Origin of the sequence: Lactobacillus sp. S2-2, from assembly GCF_021698855.1 — a bacterium.
In the GTDB taxonomy this organism is placed as follows: Bacteria; Bacillota; Bacilli; order Lactobacillales; family Lactobacillaceae; genus Fructilactobacillus.
This window is the reverse complement of record NZ_WWFA01000009.1, coordinates 22,963-41,235: the sequence shown is the minus strand read 5'-3', so window position 1 is coordinate 41,235 and position 18,273 is coordinate 22,963. Positions and strand designations below refer to the sequence as shown.

Here is an 18,273-nt window from a genome sequence, read left to right as displayed (position 1 = left end):
TATGTACTAAATAATTGATTATTATTTTTTTAGTGCTACAACATATATAACAACTAGTTAATGGCTGTGTAATTATGTAATCAAAGGAAAAATTATTTATGAAAAAACAAAAAAGAGTCTACTGGACATCGTTAATTTGTGGGCTAATTGGATTAATATTGGGGACGCTTTCTAAACCTATTATTGATAATTATTTTAATGATAAAAAATTTATGGTCTATGTAATCAGTATAGTGGTTATCAGTTGCATAGGTGGACTTCTAGGACATTTTTTTGATAAGAAATTTAAAAATAAATAGTTAAAAGACCGTTAATTCGGTCTTTTTTAATACATAAATTTAATGAAAGGAGGCACAACATGCAAAAATTAAATCAACGTGAAAGAAAATTCGTTGAGTGTTACCTAGAAATTGGTAATGCTTCAAAAGCTGCAATACAGGCTGGTTATTCTGTTAGATCCTCAAGAGCGACTGGGACTAAAATGCTTAATAAAGCTAACATTCAAGCTGCAATTAATGATCGTATGGAAGAATTAAAATCAACTAAAATTGCTTCTGAAACGGAAATCTTGGAATACTTAACCAGTGTAGTTCGTGGTGAAGTAAGAGAATCTTTACCAACGGTTAATGGTATTGAAAGTAATTTACCACCAACCATTAAAGATAGAACTAAAGCTGCTGAATTAATTGGTAAACGCTTAGTAATGTGGACTGAAAAGAAAGAAGTCAATGCTAACTTCACACCAGTACAGATTATTGATGATTTAAATAAAGGAAGTGGTAGTGATGGCTAATGTTAAATTATCCAATCTTGTTGCTACTTCATTTTACGATTTACATGATGATTTATTGCATAAAAAACACTCTAATTACTGGCTTAAAGGCGGTCGTGGTTCAACTAAATCATCATTTATATCCATTGAAATTATCCTGGGATTGATGATGGACAAAGAAGCTAATGCGGTGGTTATTCGTAAGGTTGCCAGTACTTTGAGAGAATCCGTATTTGACCAATATTTATGGGCAGTCGATAAATTAGAAGTATCAGAACTATGGCAGGCGTCAGTAAGTCCTTTGAAGTTAGTTTATAAACCAACTGGACAAGAGATTAGATTTAAAGGTGCAGATAAACCAGAGAAAATTAAATCACAAAAATTTAGACACGGTTATACTAAATTCAAACACTATGAAGAAGTGACCGAATTCAAAAGCCATGAAGAAATTAGATCAATTAATCAATCGCTTAATCGTGGTGGCGACGATATTATCACTCTTTATAGTTATAATCCGCCTGCTTCTGTTAATAGTTGGGTAAATGTAACGACTGAACACGAGAAATACCGAAAAGACACCGTTGTTAATGAATCTACTTATTTATCTGTTCCAAAGGAATGGCTAGGTAAAGAGTTTATAGCTGATGCGGAACAATTAAAGAAAGATAACTTAAAAGCCTATGAGCATGAGTTTCTAGGTAAGGTAACCGGTACTGGTGCAGAAGTATTTTCTAATGTTACTCAACGCAAGATTACTGATGATGAAGTTAAATCATTTGATAGATTATATCGCGGATTGGACTTTGGATTTGCTAGTGACCCATTAGCTTATATTGAAGTTTATTTTGATAAGACTAGACGTGCTTTATACTTCGTCAATGAATTGTTTCAAGTTAGTTTATCGAATAAAGAAGCCGTTGAGAAAATTAAAAAACTCAATCCTAATTTTGAATATATTACTAGTGATAGAGAGCCTCGTACAGTCGCAGAATTTAGGAGTTTGGGTTTGAATATTACACCGGCTAAGAAAGGCCCAGATAGTCGACGTCAAGGCTTTAAATGGTTACAAGATTTAAGACAGATTGTCGTTGATGAAACTAGAACTCCAAACGCTGCACGTGAATTAACCAGTTATGAACTTGAACGTGATGCTAACGGAAATTTAAAAGCTGAATATCCGGACGGCAACGACCATACATTAGATTCAACAAGGTATGCAGTTGAAACGTTGAGCAAAAAAGGAGGTTTTGTAGCATGGAAATAGATACAATGAAGAAAATCTTACAGAATACTGATTCTCGTCGATTAGCATTTAATGCTGATTACGATAAATCCATTGAGTATTATCAAAATCGCAATGATATTACTCTTCGAAATCGTGGGGAAAGCAAAGTAAACACCGAAAACAAAGACAATCGCGATTTAGTGAGAAAAGCTGATAATCGTGCCAGTTCTAACTACCATCAATTAGTAGTTGACCAGGAAGCGAGTTATCTTGCTTCAACCCCACCTGATATTGATACGGAAGATGATGATTTAAATAAAAAAATCGGTAATGTATTAGGTTCAAACTTTGCCTTAACTTTAAGTAATCTAGTGATTGATTCTGCTAACGCTGGAGTAGCATGGTTACATTATTGGATTGATGACAAAGGAAACTTTAAGTATGGCGTTGTTCCACCAGACCAGATTACTCCAATTTATAGTAGTGATTTAACTCCTAATTTAGTCGCAGTAAGACGGACTTATACCGAACTTAGTCAAGAAGATGGTCACAATTACCAAGTCCATGAATATTGGACTGATAAAGAAGTAGCAGTATATAAAAACAAAGGTAATGATTATGGAACGCTACAAAAATATGATAATCGCTTTAGTATCTTTGATTACAATACTAATGAACAAACTGGCCAATCAAACACTTTAAAACATAATTTAGGTAGGATTCCTTTCATTGAGTTTGATAAGAATCGTTATAAACGACCAGATTTATTTAAATATAAAGGTTATATCGATATTTACGATATGATTTTCAATGGATTAATTAATGACCTACAAGATGTACAGCAGGTCATTTTTATTTTGACCAATTATAACGGTACTTCAATGGACGAGTTTAGAGCTGCATTAAAAGAAGGAGCTTTAAAATTTGATTCTGACGGTGCGGGCGATAACAGCGGAGTTGATACATTAAAGATTGATATTCCAACTGACGCAAAAGATTTAGCTTTAAAAATTGCTAACGAAAAGATTTTTAAGTTCGGTCAATCAGTTGACCCGGCTGATTTTTTAGTACAAAACAATTCATCACAGCCAGCATTAAAAATGCTATACATGCCAATAGAGTTGAAAGCTGGTATTACAGAACAGTATTTCAGACAAGGCATCGATAACTTTGTTAGAGCCATTATTCGGTCATTTGGTAAAGATGATAGCAAGTACGCTATTAATCAATCATGGACGAGAAATAGCATTCAAAACGACCATGAACAAGCTGAAATGTTTAATTATCTTGCTGCTTATACTTCCGACGAAAACTTAGCTAAGAATAATCCTTTTGTACAACGAGGGAAGTGGAAAGAAGAATTAGAGTTAAAGGCTGATGAAGAAGTTAACGACTCTTTTAGCAATCAAGAAGAACAAGATAAATTGAATGAAGTTATTGAAAAAAATAACAAGTAAGGTGGTGCTGATAAATGGCTAGAATACCCTACAATGAGCAGGAAAATAGAAGTTACTGGCGCAAACGCCACCTTAAATTAAAAGCTAAGCAAATTGAAAGTACGGAAGAGTATCAAAGGCAGTTATATAAAAGATTAGGTTATGTTGAACGAGCTTTTGAAAATGAATTAAAGAGCTGGTATAAGAAATATGCATCCAATAACAATATTGATTTTGAACAAGCCAGCAATCTATTAAAGGATATTGATACTCAATACTTCGACTTAACTTTAGATGAGTTTAAATCAAAAGCTTTAGAAGGTGGTTACGACCGATTATTAAATAATCAATACTTTAAAGAGCGTGTGACACGTCTAAAAGCATTACAAAAAGACTTTGAAAGCAAATTATCTGATGAAGCCGTTGATGAAGCTAAAAAAATGAAAGATGTTTTAGCCAATCAATATCAAGATCGTTATTATCAAACTGCTTATACGATTGATATGGAAAGAAAAGTCATCAATCATAATCTAGCTAAAATTAATGATGAGGCGGCAAAGGTCATTGTTTCAAAAAGTTGGCAAGGTAGTGATTTTAGTGAACGCATATGGCATAACTATCGTAATGAATTACCTAGTCAGTTAACTGACAGCTTATTGAAATCATCTTTACGTGGTGATAGCTATACTCGTTTGATGAAAGACTTTAAACAACGTTTTACTGACGTTAAGCGCAAGCATATTAAGCGACTAGTTGTTACTGAAATGGGACATGTTGATGAAACTGCTACTATTCATGCTTATGAGAGTGAAGGACTACAAAAGTATGAATATGTAGCCACTTTAGAACGTCGGACATGTGATCAATGTGCTGGATTAGATGGCAAGGTTTTTAATTTAAAAGATAAAGTTGTAGCTTTAAATTATCCGCTTATGCATCCATATTGCAGATGTACCACGATTCCATATGTTGAAAGCAATCCAACAATTGATTCAAGATATGATCAAGAAAATCATAAAATCATTAAAAATATCAGTTACGAAAAATGGAAAGAACCCATTTAAATATTCGACCTGGATAAGTCGTTAAAAGGTCTCTTTTTTATACCTAATTTTAGTGGTCGTTGCACGTAAAAACAACGTAAATAAAGGAGGTTATCTCAATGAAACGAGATTTTTTAAAGGAACAAGGATTGAATGATGAACAAATTGAAGCTGTCATGAAAGCCCATGGTTCTGATGTTCAAAACTTTAGGGAACAAGTTTCTACTTTAGAAACTGAAAAGAATAGTCTTAATGAGCAGATAACTAATCGCGATAAGGACATTAAAGGATTGAAGAAAAACAATTCTGATAACGAAGAATTATCAAATCAATTAAAAGACTTACAAGACAAATATAAGACGGATACTGACAAATTAAGCAAGCAATTAAGCAATGTAAAACTTGATAATGCGGTTAGTAAAAGTCTTAGTTCAACTAATGCCCGAAATCCAGAAGTAGTTAAGAAAATGCTAAATATGGATAGTGTTGAGCTGAATGAAGATGGTTCTGTTAAAGGACTAGATGAACAAATTAAAGGATTACAAGAATCAGATGCTTATTTATTTGACGGAGGCCAATTATCAAATTACCAAGCTAAAACTGGCGATGTTAATAATGATACTAACGAAGTCGACCAAATGGCATCTATTTTTAATCCAAACTTAAATGACAAATAGGAGGATTATTTATGACAGTAAATCACAATGGTGCAGTATTAAACTTCGCCGAAAAATATCAAGCAGCAATCGCTAAAGGTTTTAGTGATCAACAATTAAGAACGCAAATTCTATGGAACTCTCCATCTAATAATGAAATCAACTTTGACGGAGCAAAACATGTTAAAGTTCCTAAACTAACAATTGATGGTGGTCGTAAAGATAGAACTAGAAATACGATTACTAATGCAGTTGGTAACTACTCAAATGACTACTATACTTATGAATTAACATTTGATAGATACTGGGAAACTTTAGTGGACCCATTAGACGTTGACGAAACTAATATGGTAACTTCAATTGCTAATGTTACTAACGCATTCAATGTTCAACAAAAACTTCCAGAAATGGATAGATACATGATGAGCCAACTTTACAAAGAAACTGCTAAGAAAAACGCAGACGGTGTTCACAATGATGAGTTAACTGAAGCAAACATCTTACCTCAATTTGATGCTGCAATGGCTCGCATGGACGAAAATCGTGTACCTTCAACTGGTCGTATTTTATTTGTTACTCCAAAAACAAACACTATTCTTAAATCAGCTGAAGCACAAAATCGTCAAGCAGTAATTAATGGTAATGGCGATATTGCTCGTAATGTTTACTCATTAGATTCTGTAAATATCGTAGTTATTCCATCTGACTTGTTCCAATCAGATTACGATTTCACTGAAGGTGCTAAAGTTATTGATGATTCATTACAAATGAACATGATGCTTATTTGGAACGGTGCTCAAATTGCCCCACAAAAATACTCATTTGTTGGTATGGATGCTCCTTCTGCTGCAACTAGTGGTAACTTCCATTACTACGAACAAGAATACGCAGATGTAATTGTGTTAGATCCAAAAGCTGCCGGAATTGAAATCTTTGTCGATAAAGCAGCAAGTAAGAAAACCAAAACAACATCAAGCAAATAATTAAATTGGAGGTGTTAAATAATGGAACAACACCCACGATTTGAAAACATTAAATATCGATTATTTTCACTGTTAGATGTTGAAGATAATCAAAAACCTACTCTTTCATTTTCTCTTGAAAAAACAATTAATGATGTTGCTAATTATTGTAATATTAAGCAAACAGAAATACCTGAAGAGCTTGATATAACGATAATAGCAATGACAATGACTTTAATTAACACGCATGGCTATCTTAAAGGAGCTGATGAACAAAGCGATAATTTACAATCGGTATCAGAAGGAGATACAAGCGTAACTTTTAAAAGCAACGCTCAACTTTATGCTGATATTCAAACAGCTAATCCAGTTACTGAAAATTATCGAGGTCAACTCAATAAATTTAGGAAGTTGCCATTATGATTAATTTAAAAGGTATTAATCCGGCATTAAAATTGCTATGGCAAGATAAAGCGACGATTATTGCAGAAAGAACCACCGAGTCAACTAATGATAATCCTTTCAATGATAGTGAAGAATACGAAGTGGTTAAAGATAAACCATGTAAATTGATTCTTAAAGGATTAAGTCCTGCGACGGATAAAGATTTCTATAATAACGATAGCTACGACGCTAAAATAATCATTGATAATGATATTGAGATACCAGCTGGTTCTAAGATTGAAATTACTGATTTTAAAGGTAAGACGACAATCTATAAACAGAGCTCAGTTGGTTATTCTGATTATCAAAGTCATCAAGAAATCGCATTGAACAGAGATGAAAAAGCATGAGCAAACTCGGAGATTTAGACGACAAACAATTAAAACAGTTTGCCAATAAATTAAATAGTGAAACTAAAGCCAATAAATTAGTTCATCAAGTGGAAACTAAAGTAAATGCAATCAGTAATTATACGATCGCAAACACCAAGAAAAGAACACCAGTAGATACTGGTACTTTACGCCGCGGTTGGACTAAATCAAAGGTTCAATGGAGCGGCCGTTCGGTTGGATTCACAATTAGTAATAATGTTGAATACGCTTCATTCTTAGAATATGGACACCGTACTCGTGGCGGAAACGGCTGGGTTAGTGGTCGATTTATGCTACGTGATACATTAGCTGATTTAGATAAACAATTTATGAATAGCAGTAACTGGAAACCATTGTTAGATAATTACTTAAAGGAGTTGTTTATTTGATTGATGTAAAAAGAAATATTGGATTAAAGCTAAGAAAACTTTATCCAAACATTAAAATTTATACTAAAAAACAGGAAAGTGGGTTTGTTGAACCTGCTTTTTTTGTGGCTAAAATTTCAACACGTACTAATCCTTTATTATTTGACAATGAAAACAGAAGTTACAGTTACCAATTAGTCTATTTTCCTAAATCAGACAAGGTTAATGCAGAATTAGACGAAACCGAAGATTATTTATTGAATAATTTTAAAGTTTTAGACAATTTTGCTCATATTCGTAATCGTGAATTTATTCAGCAAGACAATTGTTTAATCTGCAATTTTGATGTAAATATTTTTGCTAAGGCAATTAATGATCAAGAGAAAATGAAGAATATACAAAGCAATGAAAGGGTGGATTAAATGGCTGAAAAGAAAGCTAAAACAGAAGAACCTAAACAAAATGGTTTTAGTCTTGATTACTTACTGAAATCTAAACAATTTAAGTTCTTTGAACGCAACATTTTGAAAATGGTATTGAAAGATACTAAAAAATACACTATCGAAGAAGCTCAAAAGGCAATCGATAAATTTAAGGAGGTACTTTAAATGGCAGGTGGAACTTGGACACAACAAAACAAGGTAAGACCCGGTGCTTATATCAATACTAAAAGCAATGTAGTTGCTAAATCTGATAGCTCACGTGGTCGAGTATTACTAGCTACTGAATTAAACAGTGGTTGGGGTAAAACTGGAGCAATTGAATTAGATAGCTCAAGCAATTTTGAATTCTTAACTGGGTTACGCAGCTCTGATGACAAGATGAAAGTATTAAATGAAGTCTTTAAAGGTGCTTCAACTGTTGTTTTAGTTAACAACAATGCCGGTAACAAAGCTAGCTATTCTAAGACTGAATTACCATGGGATTTCACTGCTAAATATGCAGGAAACAAAGGTAACTCAATCGTGGTAAACGTAGTTAGTGAAGACAACAAAAATTACACGATCTCAACCTTATTTAATAACAAATTAGTTGATTCTCAACGTGTTTCGGCAAGTAATTTAAAAACATTATCAAGCAATGATGTTTTAGATATTACTTTAACTAGACCAGACGCCGATTTAACTAAAATCAGTGGCGAAAATGCTTACACATTAACTGGTGGTACTACTGAGACTGTTGATATGGCTGAACTTTTAGGGGACGCTGTTCAATCAGAAACTTATGAAGTAGCTACTACTGCTGGATATTCAACTGATAATCAAATTCATGAATTATTAGTAAATATGATCAATGAAGTTCGTAATCAAACTGGTTATAAAGCTACTGCCGTTGTTCCTTATACAGGAAAAGAATACAACGCTGAATACGTATCAGTGGTATATAACGGTGTTGTTTTATCAGACGGTACAGAATTAGATAATACCTTAACTGCAGCAGGTTTTGCTGGCTTAAGTTCAAATATTGATTATGATCAATCATTAACTTATAAAAGCTATCCAGGAGCAGTTGAAACATTACCTAAAATGACCAACGAAAGTATTATCAACGCTCTACAAAAAGGTTATATCGTATTTTCAAAACGTAAAAACGGTCAAGTTGTAATTGAACAAGATATTAATAACTTAGTTAATGATGAAACTAAGTTAGACAGCTTGAAAAAGAATCGTGTAATCAGAATCTTAGATTACATCGAAAACAATACACAACAAGTATTTGAAGATACTTTTATTGGCAGTGTTAACAATGATGATGACGGTCGTGCTTTATTTAAAGGTAATCGTCAAGCATTCTTTAAAGAGTTATCTCAAAAGGGCTTAATTGATGAATTAGCAGACGGCGATTTAACTGTTGAAAAAGGTAATGACAGTGATTCAATGGTTGTTAACTTTGCGGTTAAACCAATCGATTCAATCGAAAAACTATACGGAACTGTAACAGTTTCAGAATAGGAGGACTAATTAATGGAAAATTATTTAAACGGTAGAGATACCATTTCCACCAAAGACGCGATTGTTTACTTAACATTGCACGGTGAAGTTAAACCAATGATTGAGTGCAAAAAAGTTACTATTAAAATTTCTAAGAACAAAGAAGATATTCAAACTCTAGGAAGTCATTGGAAACGTAAAAAGGTTACTTCAGTTGAAGGAACTGGAACACTTGGTGGCTACTTGGTTAACTCAAACTGGTTAAAATATGCACTTCCATATTTAACTGGGGGACAAGATTTATATTTTGATATGAGTTTATCAATTGAAGATAAAACTACTGCAAACGGTCGTCAAACTGTTCATATTGGTTATGTAAACCTTGATGATATTCCAGTTGCAGACTTTGAAGCAGACGACGGAGTTATGGAATATGAATCAGATTTCACTTTTGAATCATTAGATTTAGTAGAATCATTTAATTAAAAAATAAGCGAGGTAATTTAAAATGGCTGAAGAAAAAAATGAAAGTATCGTAAATACAAATGTATCTGATTTTCTAAAAGAAAATGTTGAGAGTGGAGAAAAACAAAAAGAAGTTAAATTAGAAAGATTTAACTCTCCATTTGTAATTAAAGCATTAAAATCAAATGAAATTAATGAAATCCGAAGTGATGCTACTTTCAAGCATAGAAATCCACAAGGACAAACAATTTCTGATGTTAATCAAACTAAATTAGAACAATTAATGATTGTTAAATCAATTGTTTCTCCTAATTTGAATACAAAAGAATTACAAGAAAGTTATGGAAAAATTGCTGATCCATACGGAACTTTAAACGAAATGTTAATGGCAAGTGAAATGTCTGCGTTAAATGAAGCAATTTCTGATTTAAATTCTATTAACCAAAACTCTACTGACGAATTGGTTGAACAAGTAAAAAAATAACTAAAAGTGATGATGACGGTTTTGATTTTCAATATTATTTTTATGCTTTAAATAATTATTATTGGACACCTTCCCAATGGTCGAATATGACTCAAAGAGAAAAAGCTGTTGTTATCGCAGGAATTGACATAAGAATTAAAGAAGAAGAAAAACAACAAAAAGAAGCTGAACGAAAGTCGAAAAGACATTAGTTTAAGCTTCTTTTTTATACATATAAATTCAAACGATAAAGGAGGTGATTATTAAAACATATATTTATTTTATTAATCATTTTTAGAAAGGAGGAAAATTAATGGCTGATATTCATTCAAAAATAACAATTGATGACGGTTTTTCAAATCCGTTATCAAGATTAGCGAGTCAATTTATATCTGCAAGTAATGGAGCTACTAGGCTAAAAGATAAATTAGCTGGTGGCTTAAATACTAACGGAGTAAATGGCTTTAATAATAAATTAAATGAAACTAAAGGACTATTCGGTAAATTAGTTGGAGCAAATATTATTGGAAGTGGAATTACTAAAGGTATTGGTGCTGCTACTTCTGGAATTAGTTCAATGATTAGTGAATTAAATGAGTCTTCCAAAGCTTGGCAAACATTTCAAGGCAATATGCAAATGAATGGTCATTCAATTGGACAAATTAATGCAGCAAAATCAGATATGCAAAAATTCGCTCAAGATACCATTTATTCATCTAGTGATATGGCTTCTGCTTACGCTCAATTTGATGCAGTTGGAACAAAACATACAGGTAATCTTGTTAAAGGTTTAGGTGGATTAGCGGCTGCTTCATCTGACCCAACTCAAGCAATGAAAACTTTGTCTCAACAATCTGTACAAGCCGCTGCTAAGCCTAAACTGCAATGGCAAGACTTTCGTTTAATGCTTGAGCAAACGCCAGCTGGTATGGCGCAAGTTGCTAAAACAATGGGCAAGTCAACTCAAGAATTAATTCAAGATGTACAAGCTGGAACTGTAAAAACAAAAGATTTCTTCAATGCTGTTTCAAAAACTGGTACTAATGAACAATTTTCAAAAATGGCTCGTAGTTATAAAACTGTCGGTCAAGCAATGGACGGATTAAGAGAAACTGTCGCTAACAAAGCACAACCTGCTTTTGATAAGCTTTCAAAAATTGGTATTAAATCCGTAAGTGGAATTGCGGATAGCTTAGATAATGTTGATTTCAATAAAATGACTGACAAAATTATTCCAATTGCTAATTCCATTATGAAAACCGTTGGAAGCTTAGCTAAATATATTGGTGGTGCATTATCAAATGTTTGGGGTGGATTAACGCAATCCGGAGCAATTAAAAATATTGGTGTAATGATTGGATCAGTAACTAATGCTTTTGGCAATTTAGGAAAGACTTCAAAAATTGGTAAAAATCCATTCGCTGTATTTCAAGGTTTAGGAACAGGATTAGGAGTTATTATAAACAGTGTTGCTAAAGCAATAGCCGGATTTGCTGACGCATTATCTACATTTCCACCTTCACTTTTAAAGTCACTAGCTATTGGATTTATGTTACTAAAAGTTAGTACTAAGGGATTAGTAGTTACTGCGATTGTTTCTTTATTTAGTATTCTAGGAGCGTTTAACCCAAAAGTTTTATCGTATATTGCAACTGGAATTATGGCTTTAGCCGTAGCTTTCTTTGCAATTAAAAAAATAGAATCTGTGATAGGAACATTTAACAAAATAAAAAATGGATTAGGCGGTCTTGGAAAAGCTTCTCAAGGAGCTTCAACTGTTACCAAACCTGTTTCAACAATCGGTGCAAATTTCATAAAAATGGGTGCAGGATTAGCTTTAGCAGGTGTCGGAATTTTAGCAATTGGAGCTGGTATGTATTTAATGGCTAGTGCTTCAATACGATTGGCTAGTGCAGGTTGGGGAGCAATTGGAATGCTAGCAGCATTAATTGCAGTAGTAGCTGGAACTGCTATCTTAGCAAACGTTTTTGTCCCTGCCTTGATAGTAGCCGGTGCTGCATTAGCAATCTTTGGAGCTGGACTATTAGTAGTAAGTTTAGCTGTTTTCGTTGCTTCTGCAGGACTTGCTTTATTAGCTACTCAATTACCACTTATTCAACAATATGGATTAGGTGCTAGCGTTGCAATAATAGCACTTGGAGCAGCTATCGCTATTTTCGGTGTTACTGCTTTAGTTGGTGCTGTTGGAGTTATTGCTTTAGGAGCCGGATTACTAGTACTAGGAGTTGGATTAACTGTTGCTGCGGTTGGTGCTTTATTATTTGGTGCTGCAATGTTAGTTGTTGGAGCCGGAGTTTTAATTGCTTCAGCAGGAATTATGATTATAGCTACTTTCTTACCAATTATTGCTGCAACTGCAATGAGTGCCGGATTAGGAATTATGGTTCTTGCTGCTGGAATGACATTAGTCGGAGTTTCTGCAATTGTTTTAGCAGCTGGATTATTAGTTGTATCTCCAATGCTTGTCTTATTAGGAGTTGGACTTGTTGCAGCAGCTGCTGGAGCTACATTATTAGGAGCAGCTGCGGTTATTTTAGGAGCTGGACTTCTTTTAGTTGGTGCCGGATTACATGTTGTTGCCAGTGGTATTAGTGCTGTTGTGGCTTCCATAAGCAGAATGATTGGAGCAATGACAAGTGCAATGAGTGGAGTTGTAAATGCAGTAAGAAGTGGATTCAATACTGTAAAAAGTACTGTTTCAAGTGGTATTAGAAGTGCTGTTGATACAGTTACTAATTTTATTGGTGCAATGAGAGATGCTGGAGCTAATTTAATGAAAGGATTAGCTAATGGAATTAGTTCAATGGTGGGAGCAGTTGTTGATAAAGTTAAAGGAGCCGCTAGTGCTGTAGCCGGTGGATTTAAAAAAATGATGGGAATTCATTCTCCATCGCGTGTATTTAAAGGATTCGGACAATACATGGATATGGGGCTTGCAATCGGTATTGATAAGCACGCAAAACTTCCAACTCAATCAATTAATGATTTAGCAACTAACGTGTCAGATGTTGGAAGCAATATGCAAGTTACACCAAATATTTCAAGTGATGCTCCAACAAGTTCGCCATTTCAAAGTAATACCAGTAATTCTAATGCAACTTATGCTACTACTAACAATAGTAATTATTCCCAACCACAAAGTACGAGTGTTGATCATTCAATTAACATTTCAAATGGTGCTATTCAAATTATTAGTAGTGGAAATGAACAAATCGATGGAAATAAAATTTTAAGTGAAATTGAAAAAATTCTAAAAGCTAAGAAACAAGGGGGAATTGGTTATGGCTTCGAGTAAAAAACATATTGGTTTTTACATTACTAATTCTCTAAAGCATACGATCGAACTTCCTTTAACGCCTCCAGAAATAAAATGGTCTTATGAAACTGATGATGAAACTGTAAAAATTATCAATTTAGGCGAAGTGAATAAAGTTGGTAATAATAAATTAAGAACAATTGAAATTAGTAGTACGTTTCCGTGGTGGATTAAAAAATCACATTTACCTAATGCCAATAAGCTTTACGGAGAAACAAGAAGCTACGTTAACTATTTAAAAAATATTGTAAATCGTAAGAAACCAGTTCGAGTAGTTGTTTCTAATACTTCTATTTCTATGCAAGCCACACTCCAAAAATTTGAATATGGATTTGAAAATGCACAAGCTGATACTTATGCTTATTCATTGAAATTTGTAGAGTATAAAAAAAGTGGTCCAAAGAAAATTAAATCCAAAAAGAAGAAGAAGAAAAAGAAAAAATAAAGGAGTGAGAAGATGATAACCAAACTTGAAATGCGATCACGTAACAGTAAAAATAAATATGATTTAAAAAATGCAGTATCAGACGTTAAATTAACAACTGATATGAACTACACTGCTGGACAACTTGATTTTAGTATTATTTCAACTGGAAATTACAGAGTAAAAAATGGAGATATTGTTATTTTTAACTGGTCCAAAAATAAAACTTTTTATGGATATGTTTTCAAATGGGACGTTGATGAAAAAGGAAAAATAACAGTCCTTGCATACGATAAATTAAGATATTTAAAAAATAATGATTCCATTGTTATGCCGGTTGGTTCTATTTCTAGTCGTTTTAAAACGATTGCTAAACGTGCTCAAATTAAAGCTAAAGTAGTTAAATCATCTTCTCATAAACTTAAATCAGAATTATTTGATAATAAAAGCTACTTCGATATTTTAAAAAGTGGGATTAAAGCAACATATCGTGCTACTGGAACTAGATATTTTTTAAAAGATAATTACGGAACAGTTGAATTAAGAAAATATCCTTATAAAACTTTAAAGTTAAGTTTAGGAGATAATTATAGTGTCATCAGTTATAAAATGGAACGTTCAATTGATAATGCAGCTAACTACATTAAAGTCGTAAATGATGATAGTTCAACATCAAAAAAGAAAGTAACTTCTATCAAAATGAAAAAAGCTAAGGGAAATTCTGTCAGTCGTTGGGGTCAATTAACTTACGTTGATAAAGCAACTGGTAAAACTAACGCTGCACAAATGAAAGAACGAGCAAAAAAATTATTAAAACAAAAAAATAAACAAACCAATAGCCTATCTTTAACTACTTTAGGTCATGTTGATTTAATTGCTGGAAATTCAGTTGTTGTTAATATCAAAGATTTAAAAAAAGTTGGAGTCGGTAAGAAAAGATTTTTAATAAAAAAAGCTACTCATACTTTTGGAACAAAATATACAGTAGATTTGGAGTTGAGCGTTTAATGGCAGGAGAATGGTTATTAAATCAATTATCAAAACGTGGTGGCTCTAACACTGATTATTCTGATGTAGTTTTCGGTAAAGTTGTTAGTGATAGTCCTTTAAAAGTTCAGTATGCAAATGATTTAATTCTAACTAAAGAATTTTTAATTGTTAGCAAGTATTGTACTGACTATGAAGAAGAAATTGAAATTGATAAAAAAAAGAAAAAAATTAAGCATTTCAATAAATTAAAAAAAGGTGATGATGTAACCATGCTCCGACAAGACGGCGGGCAAGGTTTTTTTATTATCGAATATAAACGAAAGTGAGGTGCTTATAAATGAATGATGAAGAAATTCAAGATGATGAAATTGTTAATGAAGATGATATCAATGATGATGATTTAACTGATGATGAATTGGAAGATGACGAAGATGAATTAGAAGAAGATATTCCCAATAAAACATATAAAATTTCAAACGGAAGAATTTTACAAACCACTGACGGATTAGACGCCATGAGGCAAGCCGTTGATAAAATTTTAAAAACTGATGTAAATGTTTATGATATCTATTCAGAAAATTATGGAACTGATTTAAATTCATTAATCGGATTAGATTCTTCATATATCGAAGTTGAAGCTCAACGAATGATTGAAGAATCATTGTTAGCTGATGACCGCATTCAAGAAGTTAATTTTGAAGAAACAGAAATAACAAATAACGGAAGATTTATTTTTTATGTTTCAGTTATCACTGATTATGGAAATATAAGCACTACAAAGGAGGTGGAAGATAATTAGAATTCAAGATTTAATTGATGGATTTAATAATAAAGATTTTGATTATTGGTTAGATTTATTATTAGATCAGACACCAGATGATATTGATACAAGAGAAGGTTCAATTATGTATGACGCAATTGCTCCAGTTGCAAAAATGTTGGAATTACAAAGTCAAAATATGGCTAATTCAGTTACAGAAACATTTACTCAAACCGCTAGTGGGGAAGCGTTAGACTGGCGTGGACAAGAACGAGGAGTAAGTCGTGATAAAGCAACTTATACTCGAGTTTTAGCAAAAGTAACTGATGATAATGGACAACAATTAAATAATATTTCTTTAAATGATAGGTTTGCCTCAATTAATGATGACAATCCTATTTTTTATTACGTTGTAAAAATACAATCTGATGGCGTACTTTTACAAGCTGATGAATTAGGTACTAGACCAAATGGATATATCGGACAAATCTTGCCAGTTACTCCTAACGATAGTTTAAATTGGGCAGAAATTACAGAGATTGCTGTACCAGCTAAAAATGAAGAATCAGATGATAGTTTAAGAAATCGAATTCTAACCAACTCTGACTCAATCGCATATGGCGGTAACGTTTCCGATTATAAAAAAATGCTTAATGATGTAGAAGAAATTGGCGCATATCAAATATATCCAACTTGGAAAGGAGGTGGAACGGTTAAATTAGTTATTTTAAATAACGAATTAATCGGAGCAAGTGGCGTACTTTTATCCCAAGTTAAAAATAAAATTGACCCACCAGAAACAACCGGTCAAGGTTATGGATTAGCACCAATTGGTCATTCAGTTACGGTAGTTGCACCATCGACCAAAAACATATCTGTTCGTTTAAAAATATCAACTGATGGAATTAGTCCGATTGAAAATATTAAAAACGATATTAAACAATCAATCAGTGAATATTTTAATGAGCAGCGTACTTTTTGGGGTAAAATTCCACAAAATCAAGACCGAGGATATTCTTTAACAATTTATCGTTCTCAACTATTGGCAAGAGTAGTAAAAGTTGCTCATGTTTCTAACTCAACTTTACCGACTTTAAATGATGAATCGGAAGATATTTCCATGATTTTTAATAATGAAATATCAGAACTACCAATTTTAAAGGAAGTGATTTTTGATGAGTAATATTCAAGCTTATGCTCCAGATTATTATGATGGAATTTATGAATATGAACAGGTTATAAAATCTAATGATCATGCATTTGATAAATCGAATGGATTACTAAAGATGAGTTTTTTAAATAGCTTTGTAACTGAAACAGATGAAAATGGTGTTTCAATTTTTGAAGATATGTATAATATTACGCCATCTAAAAATGATAGTTTAGAAACTCGTAAATCAAATATTATTTTAAAAATGTTACCAGCTAAGCCAATCACGATTAATTACTTTAAAGAATTAATTAGTTTGTTAAATATTGAAGCGACTATTGATGTTAATCCAAATAATTTTTCAGTAAATATTTATGGAAATACTTATAAACTAGATTATTCAAAAACTCAAAATCTATTAAAAATATTAGATGGTTATTTACCAGTCAATTTAGTTTATTTAATCAATAAACTATCTGAAAGCAATTCTCAATCTAACTTTTATGTAGGAACTGCAACTAGTGGAACTAGCTATTCTGAATCAAAAGTTAAAACTAGTTTTACTAATACTAGTCGTATGCGAAGAACTAATATCGGAACTAATACTCAATCACTTAATTACACAGAAATTAAAATAAAAGGAGGCAAAAATGGCAACTTATAAAGACACAATTATAACCAATCAAGGATTAATTTGGGCTGATCGCGCAGCTCATGGATTAAGTAATTTTAAAATTAATCGTGTATCAGCTACTTCTACTGATTTAACTGAATACAATGATGACAAAATTAAAAGTTTAACTAAATTACCAGATTATAATTTTTCGGGGGAAATTGTAGAAACTACTAAAGACAATAGTGAAAGTGATAACTTAGCTGAAACAGTTGTAATGTTTGATAATAAAAATAGTCAAAATAGCTATTATTTAAGAGCCATCGGATTATGGGCAACTAATACTGAAACTAAAGAAGAAATTTTATACTCCGTTACAGTTGCTTCTTATCCGGACTTTTTACCAAGTTTTGATAATAAAGTATACGTTCAATCAAAGATTAAAATTCAAATTATTGTTGGTAGTAATGCGAATGTTCAAATTACTATTAATCCAGAAAATATCGCAACAGTTAAATATGCTCAATACAATGTAATTCGTGAATTGACTGATGAAGATGATGTCTTAAATTTAGAACAAAATGGTAAATATTTCTGTAATGGAGCTAATCCAAAAAATAATCCATGGAAACATAATTTTATGGGAATGGTTACAAAGGACCAAGCTACAGTGACTGTTACAAGTGAAATTGGAGAAATATTTACTAATAATCGTTCAAATCATAAATGGATTGAAATTATTAATCGTGATATTTTAAATTCTCAAAAAGCATATTTCGAGGATTTACTTACTATGAAGCCATCTGATAATCCTGAGTATGATAGTAAAGTTAATCCACTATATAAATTTTATAAACGTTAGG

The 18,273-nt window shown here is 32.4% G+C and carries 22 protein-coding genes; all 22 read left to right on the top strand.

Features of this window, described 5'->3' with window-relative positions:
* Positions 1–358: 358 nt before the first annotated feature.
* Positions 359–793: a terminase small subunit gene (locus GSH19_RS05320; protein ID WP_237027071.1), complete on the top strand. Its 435-nt coding sequence runs from the start codon at positions 359–361 to the stop codon at positions 791–793.
* The gene (locus tag GSH19_RS05315; RefSeq protein ID WP_237027070.1) at positions 786–2,036 is read left to right on the top strand and encodes a PBSX family phage terminase large subunit; all 1,251 of its coding nucleotides are present in this window, start codon (positions 786–788) and stop codon (positions 2,034–2,036) included. Before GSH19_RS05320 ends, GSH19_RS05315 begins: the two co-directional genes overlap by 8 nt.
* A complete protein-coding gene (locus tag GSH19_RS05310) occupies positions 2,027–3,454 on the top strand; it encodes a phage portal protein (protein ID WP_237027069.1) in 1,428 nt (475 codons plus the stop codon). Before GSH19_RS05315 ends, GSH19_RS05310 begins: the two co-directional genes overlap by 10 nt.
* 14 nt (positions 3,455–3,468) lie before the next feature.
* Entirely contained in the window at positions 3,469–4,497 is a 1,029-nt protein-coding gene (locus GSH19_RS05305) for a minor capsid protein (protein ID WP_237027068.1), read from the top strand.
* A gap of 98 nt (positions 4,498–4,595) precedes the next feature.
* On the top strand, positions 4,596–5,153 hold the full coding sequence (locus GSH19_RS05300; protein ID WP_237027067.1) for a phage scaffolding protein: 558 nt from the start codon (positions 4,596–4,598) through the stop codon (positions 5,151–5,153).
* Positions 5,154–5,164: 11 nt separating this feature from the next.
* On the top strand, positions 5,165–6,115 hold the full coding sequence (locus GSH19_RS05295) for a capsid protein (protein ID WP_237027066.1): 951 nt from the start codon (positions 5,165–5,167) through the stop codon (positions 6,113–6,115).
* A gap of 21 nt (positions 6,116–6,136) precedes the next feature.
* Positions 6,137–6,517 (top strand): hypothetical protein, encoded by a 381-nt coding sequence (locus GSH19_RS05290; protein ID WP_237027065.1) that lies wholly within the window; start codon positions 6,137–6,139, stop codon positions 6,515–6,517.
* A complete protein-coding gene (locus GSH19_RS05285) occupies positions 6,514–6,888 on the top strand; it encodes a hypothetical protein (protein ID WP_237027064.1) in 375 nt (124 codons plus the stop codon). Before GSH19_RS05290 ends, GSH19_RS05285 begins: the two co-directional genes overlap by 4 nt.
* Positions 6,885–7,298: an HK97 gp10 family phage protein gene (locus GSH19_RS05280; protein WP_237027063.1), complete on the top strand. Its 414-nt coding sequence runs from the start codon at positions 6,885–6,887 to the stop codon at positions 7,296–7,298. The genes GSH19_RS05285 and GSH19_RS05280 overlap by 4 nt, the downstream gene beginning before the upstream one ends.
* Entirely contained in the window at positions 7,295–7,699 is a 405-nt protein-coding gene (locus tag GSH19_RS05275) for a DUF6838 family protein (RefSeq protein ID WP_237027062.1), read from the top strand. The genes GSH19_RS05280 and GSH19_RS05275 overlap by 4 nt, the downstream gene beginning before the upstream one ends.
* On the top strand, positions 7,700–7,885 hold the full coding sequence (locus tag GSH19_RS05270; RefSeq protein WP_237027061.1) for a hypothetical protein: 186 nt from the start codon (positions 7,700–7,702) through the stop codon (positions 7,883–7,885).
* Positions 7,886–9,229, top strand: coding sequence for a phage tail sheath C-terminal domain-containing protein (locus tag GSH19_RS05265; protein WP_237027060.1), 1,344 nt, complete (start codon positions 7,886–7,888; stop codon positions 9,227–9,229).
* A 12-nt stretch (positions 9,230–9,241) separates the two neighbouring features.
* On the top strand, positions 9,242–9,694 hold the full coding sequence (locus GSH19_RS05260; protein ID WP_237027059.1) for a phage tail tube protein: 453 nt from the start codon (positions 9,242–9,244) through the stop codon (positions 9,692–9,694).
* A gap of 22 nt (positions 9,695–9,716) precedes the next feature.
* Entirely contained in the window at positions 9,717–10,157 is a 441-nt protein-coding gene (locus GSH19_RS05255; RefSeq protein ID WP_237027058.1) for a hypothetical protein, read from the top strand.
* Positions 10,158–10,449: 292 nt separating this feature from the next.
* A complete protein-coding gene (locus tag GSH19_RS05250) occupies positions 10,450–13,452 on the top strand; it encodes a tape measure protein (RefSeq protein WP_237027057.1) in 3,003 nt (1,000 codons plus the stop codon).
* Entirely contained in the window at positions 13,439–13,918 is a 480-nt protein-coding gene (locus tag GSH19_RS05245) for a hypothetical protein (protein ID WP_237027056.1), read from the top strand. The genes GSH19_RS05250 and GSH19_RS05245 overlap by 14 nt, the downstream gene beginning before the upstream one ends.
* 12 nt (positions 13,919–13,930) lie before the next feature.
* Positions 13,931–14,905: a hypothetical protein gene (locus GSH19_RS05240; protein ID WP_237027055.1), complete on the top strand. Its 975-nt coding sequence runs from the start codon at positions 13,931–13,933 to the stop codon at positions 14,903–14,905.
* Positions 14,905–15,213, top strand: a complete 309-nt coding sequence (locus GSH19_RS05235; RefSeq protein ID WP_237027054.1) for a DUF2577 domain-containing protein — start codon at positions 14,905–14,907, stop codon at positions 15,211–15,213. The genes GSH19_RS05240 and GSH19_RS05235 overlap by 1 nt, the downstream gene beginning before the upstream one ends.
* A gap of 11 nt (positions 15,214–15,224) precedes the next feature.
* On the top strand, positions 15,225–15,686 hold the full coding sequence (locus tag GSH19_RS05230) for a DUF2634 domain-containing protein (RefSeq protein WP_237027053.1): 462 nt from the start codon (positions 15,225–15,227) through the stop codon (positions 15,684–15,686).
* A gap of 106 nt (positions 15,687–15,792) precedes the next feature.
* The gene (locus GSH19_RS05225) at positions 15,793–16,830 is read left to right on the top strand and encodes a baseplate J/gp47 family protein (protein ID WP_237027052.1); all 1,038 of its coding nucleotides are present in this window, start codon (positions 15,793–15,795) and stop codon (positions 16,828–16,830) included.
* Entirely contained in the window at positions 16,823–17,461 is a 639-nt protein-coding gene (locus GSH19_RS05220; RefSeq protein ID WP_237027051.1) for a putative phage tail protein, read from the top strand. Before GSH19_RS05225 ends, GSH19_RS05220 begins: the two co-directional genes overlap by 8 nt.
* Positions 17,448–18,272 (top strand): hypothetical protein, encoded by an 825-nt coding sequence (locus GSH19_RS05215; protein ID WP_237027050.1) that lies wholly within the window; start codon positions 17,448–17,450, stop codon positions 18,270–18,272. Before GSH19_RS05220 ends, GSH19_RS05215 begins: the two co-directional genes overlap by 14 nt.
* Position 18,273 lies beyond the last annotated feature (1 nt).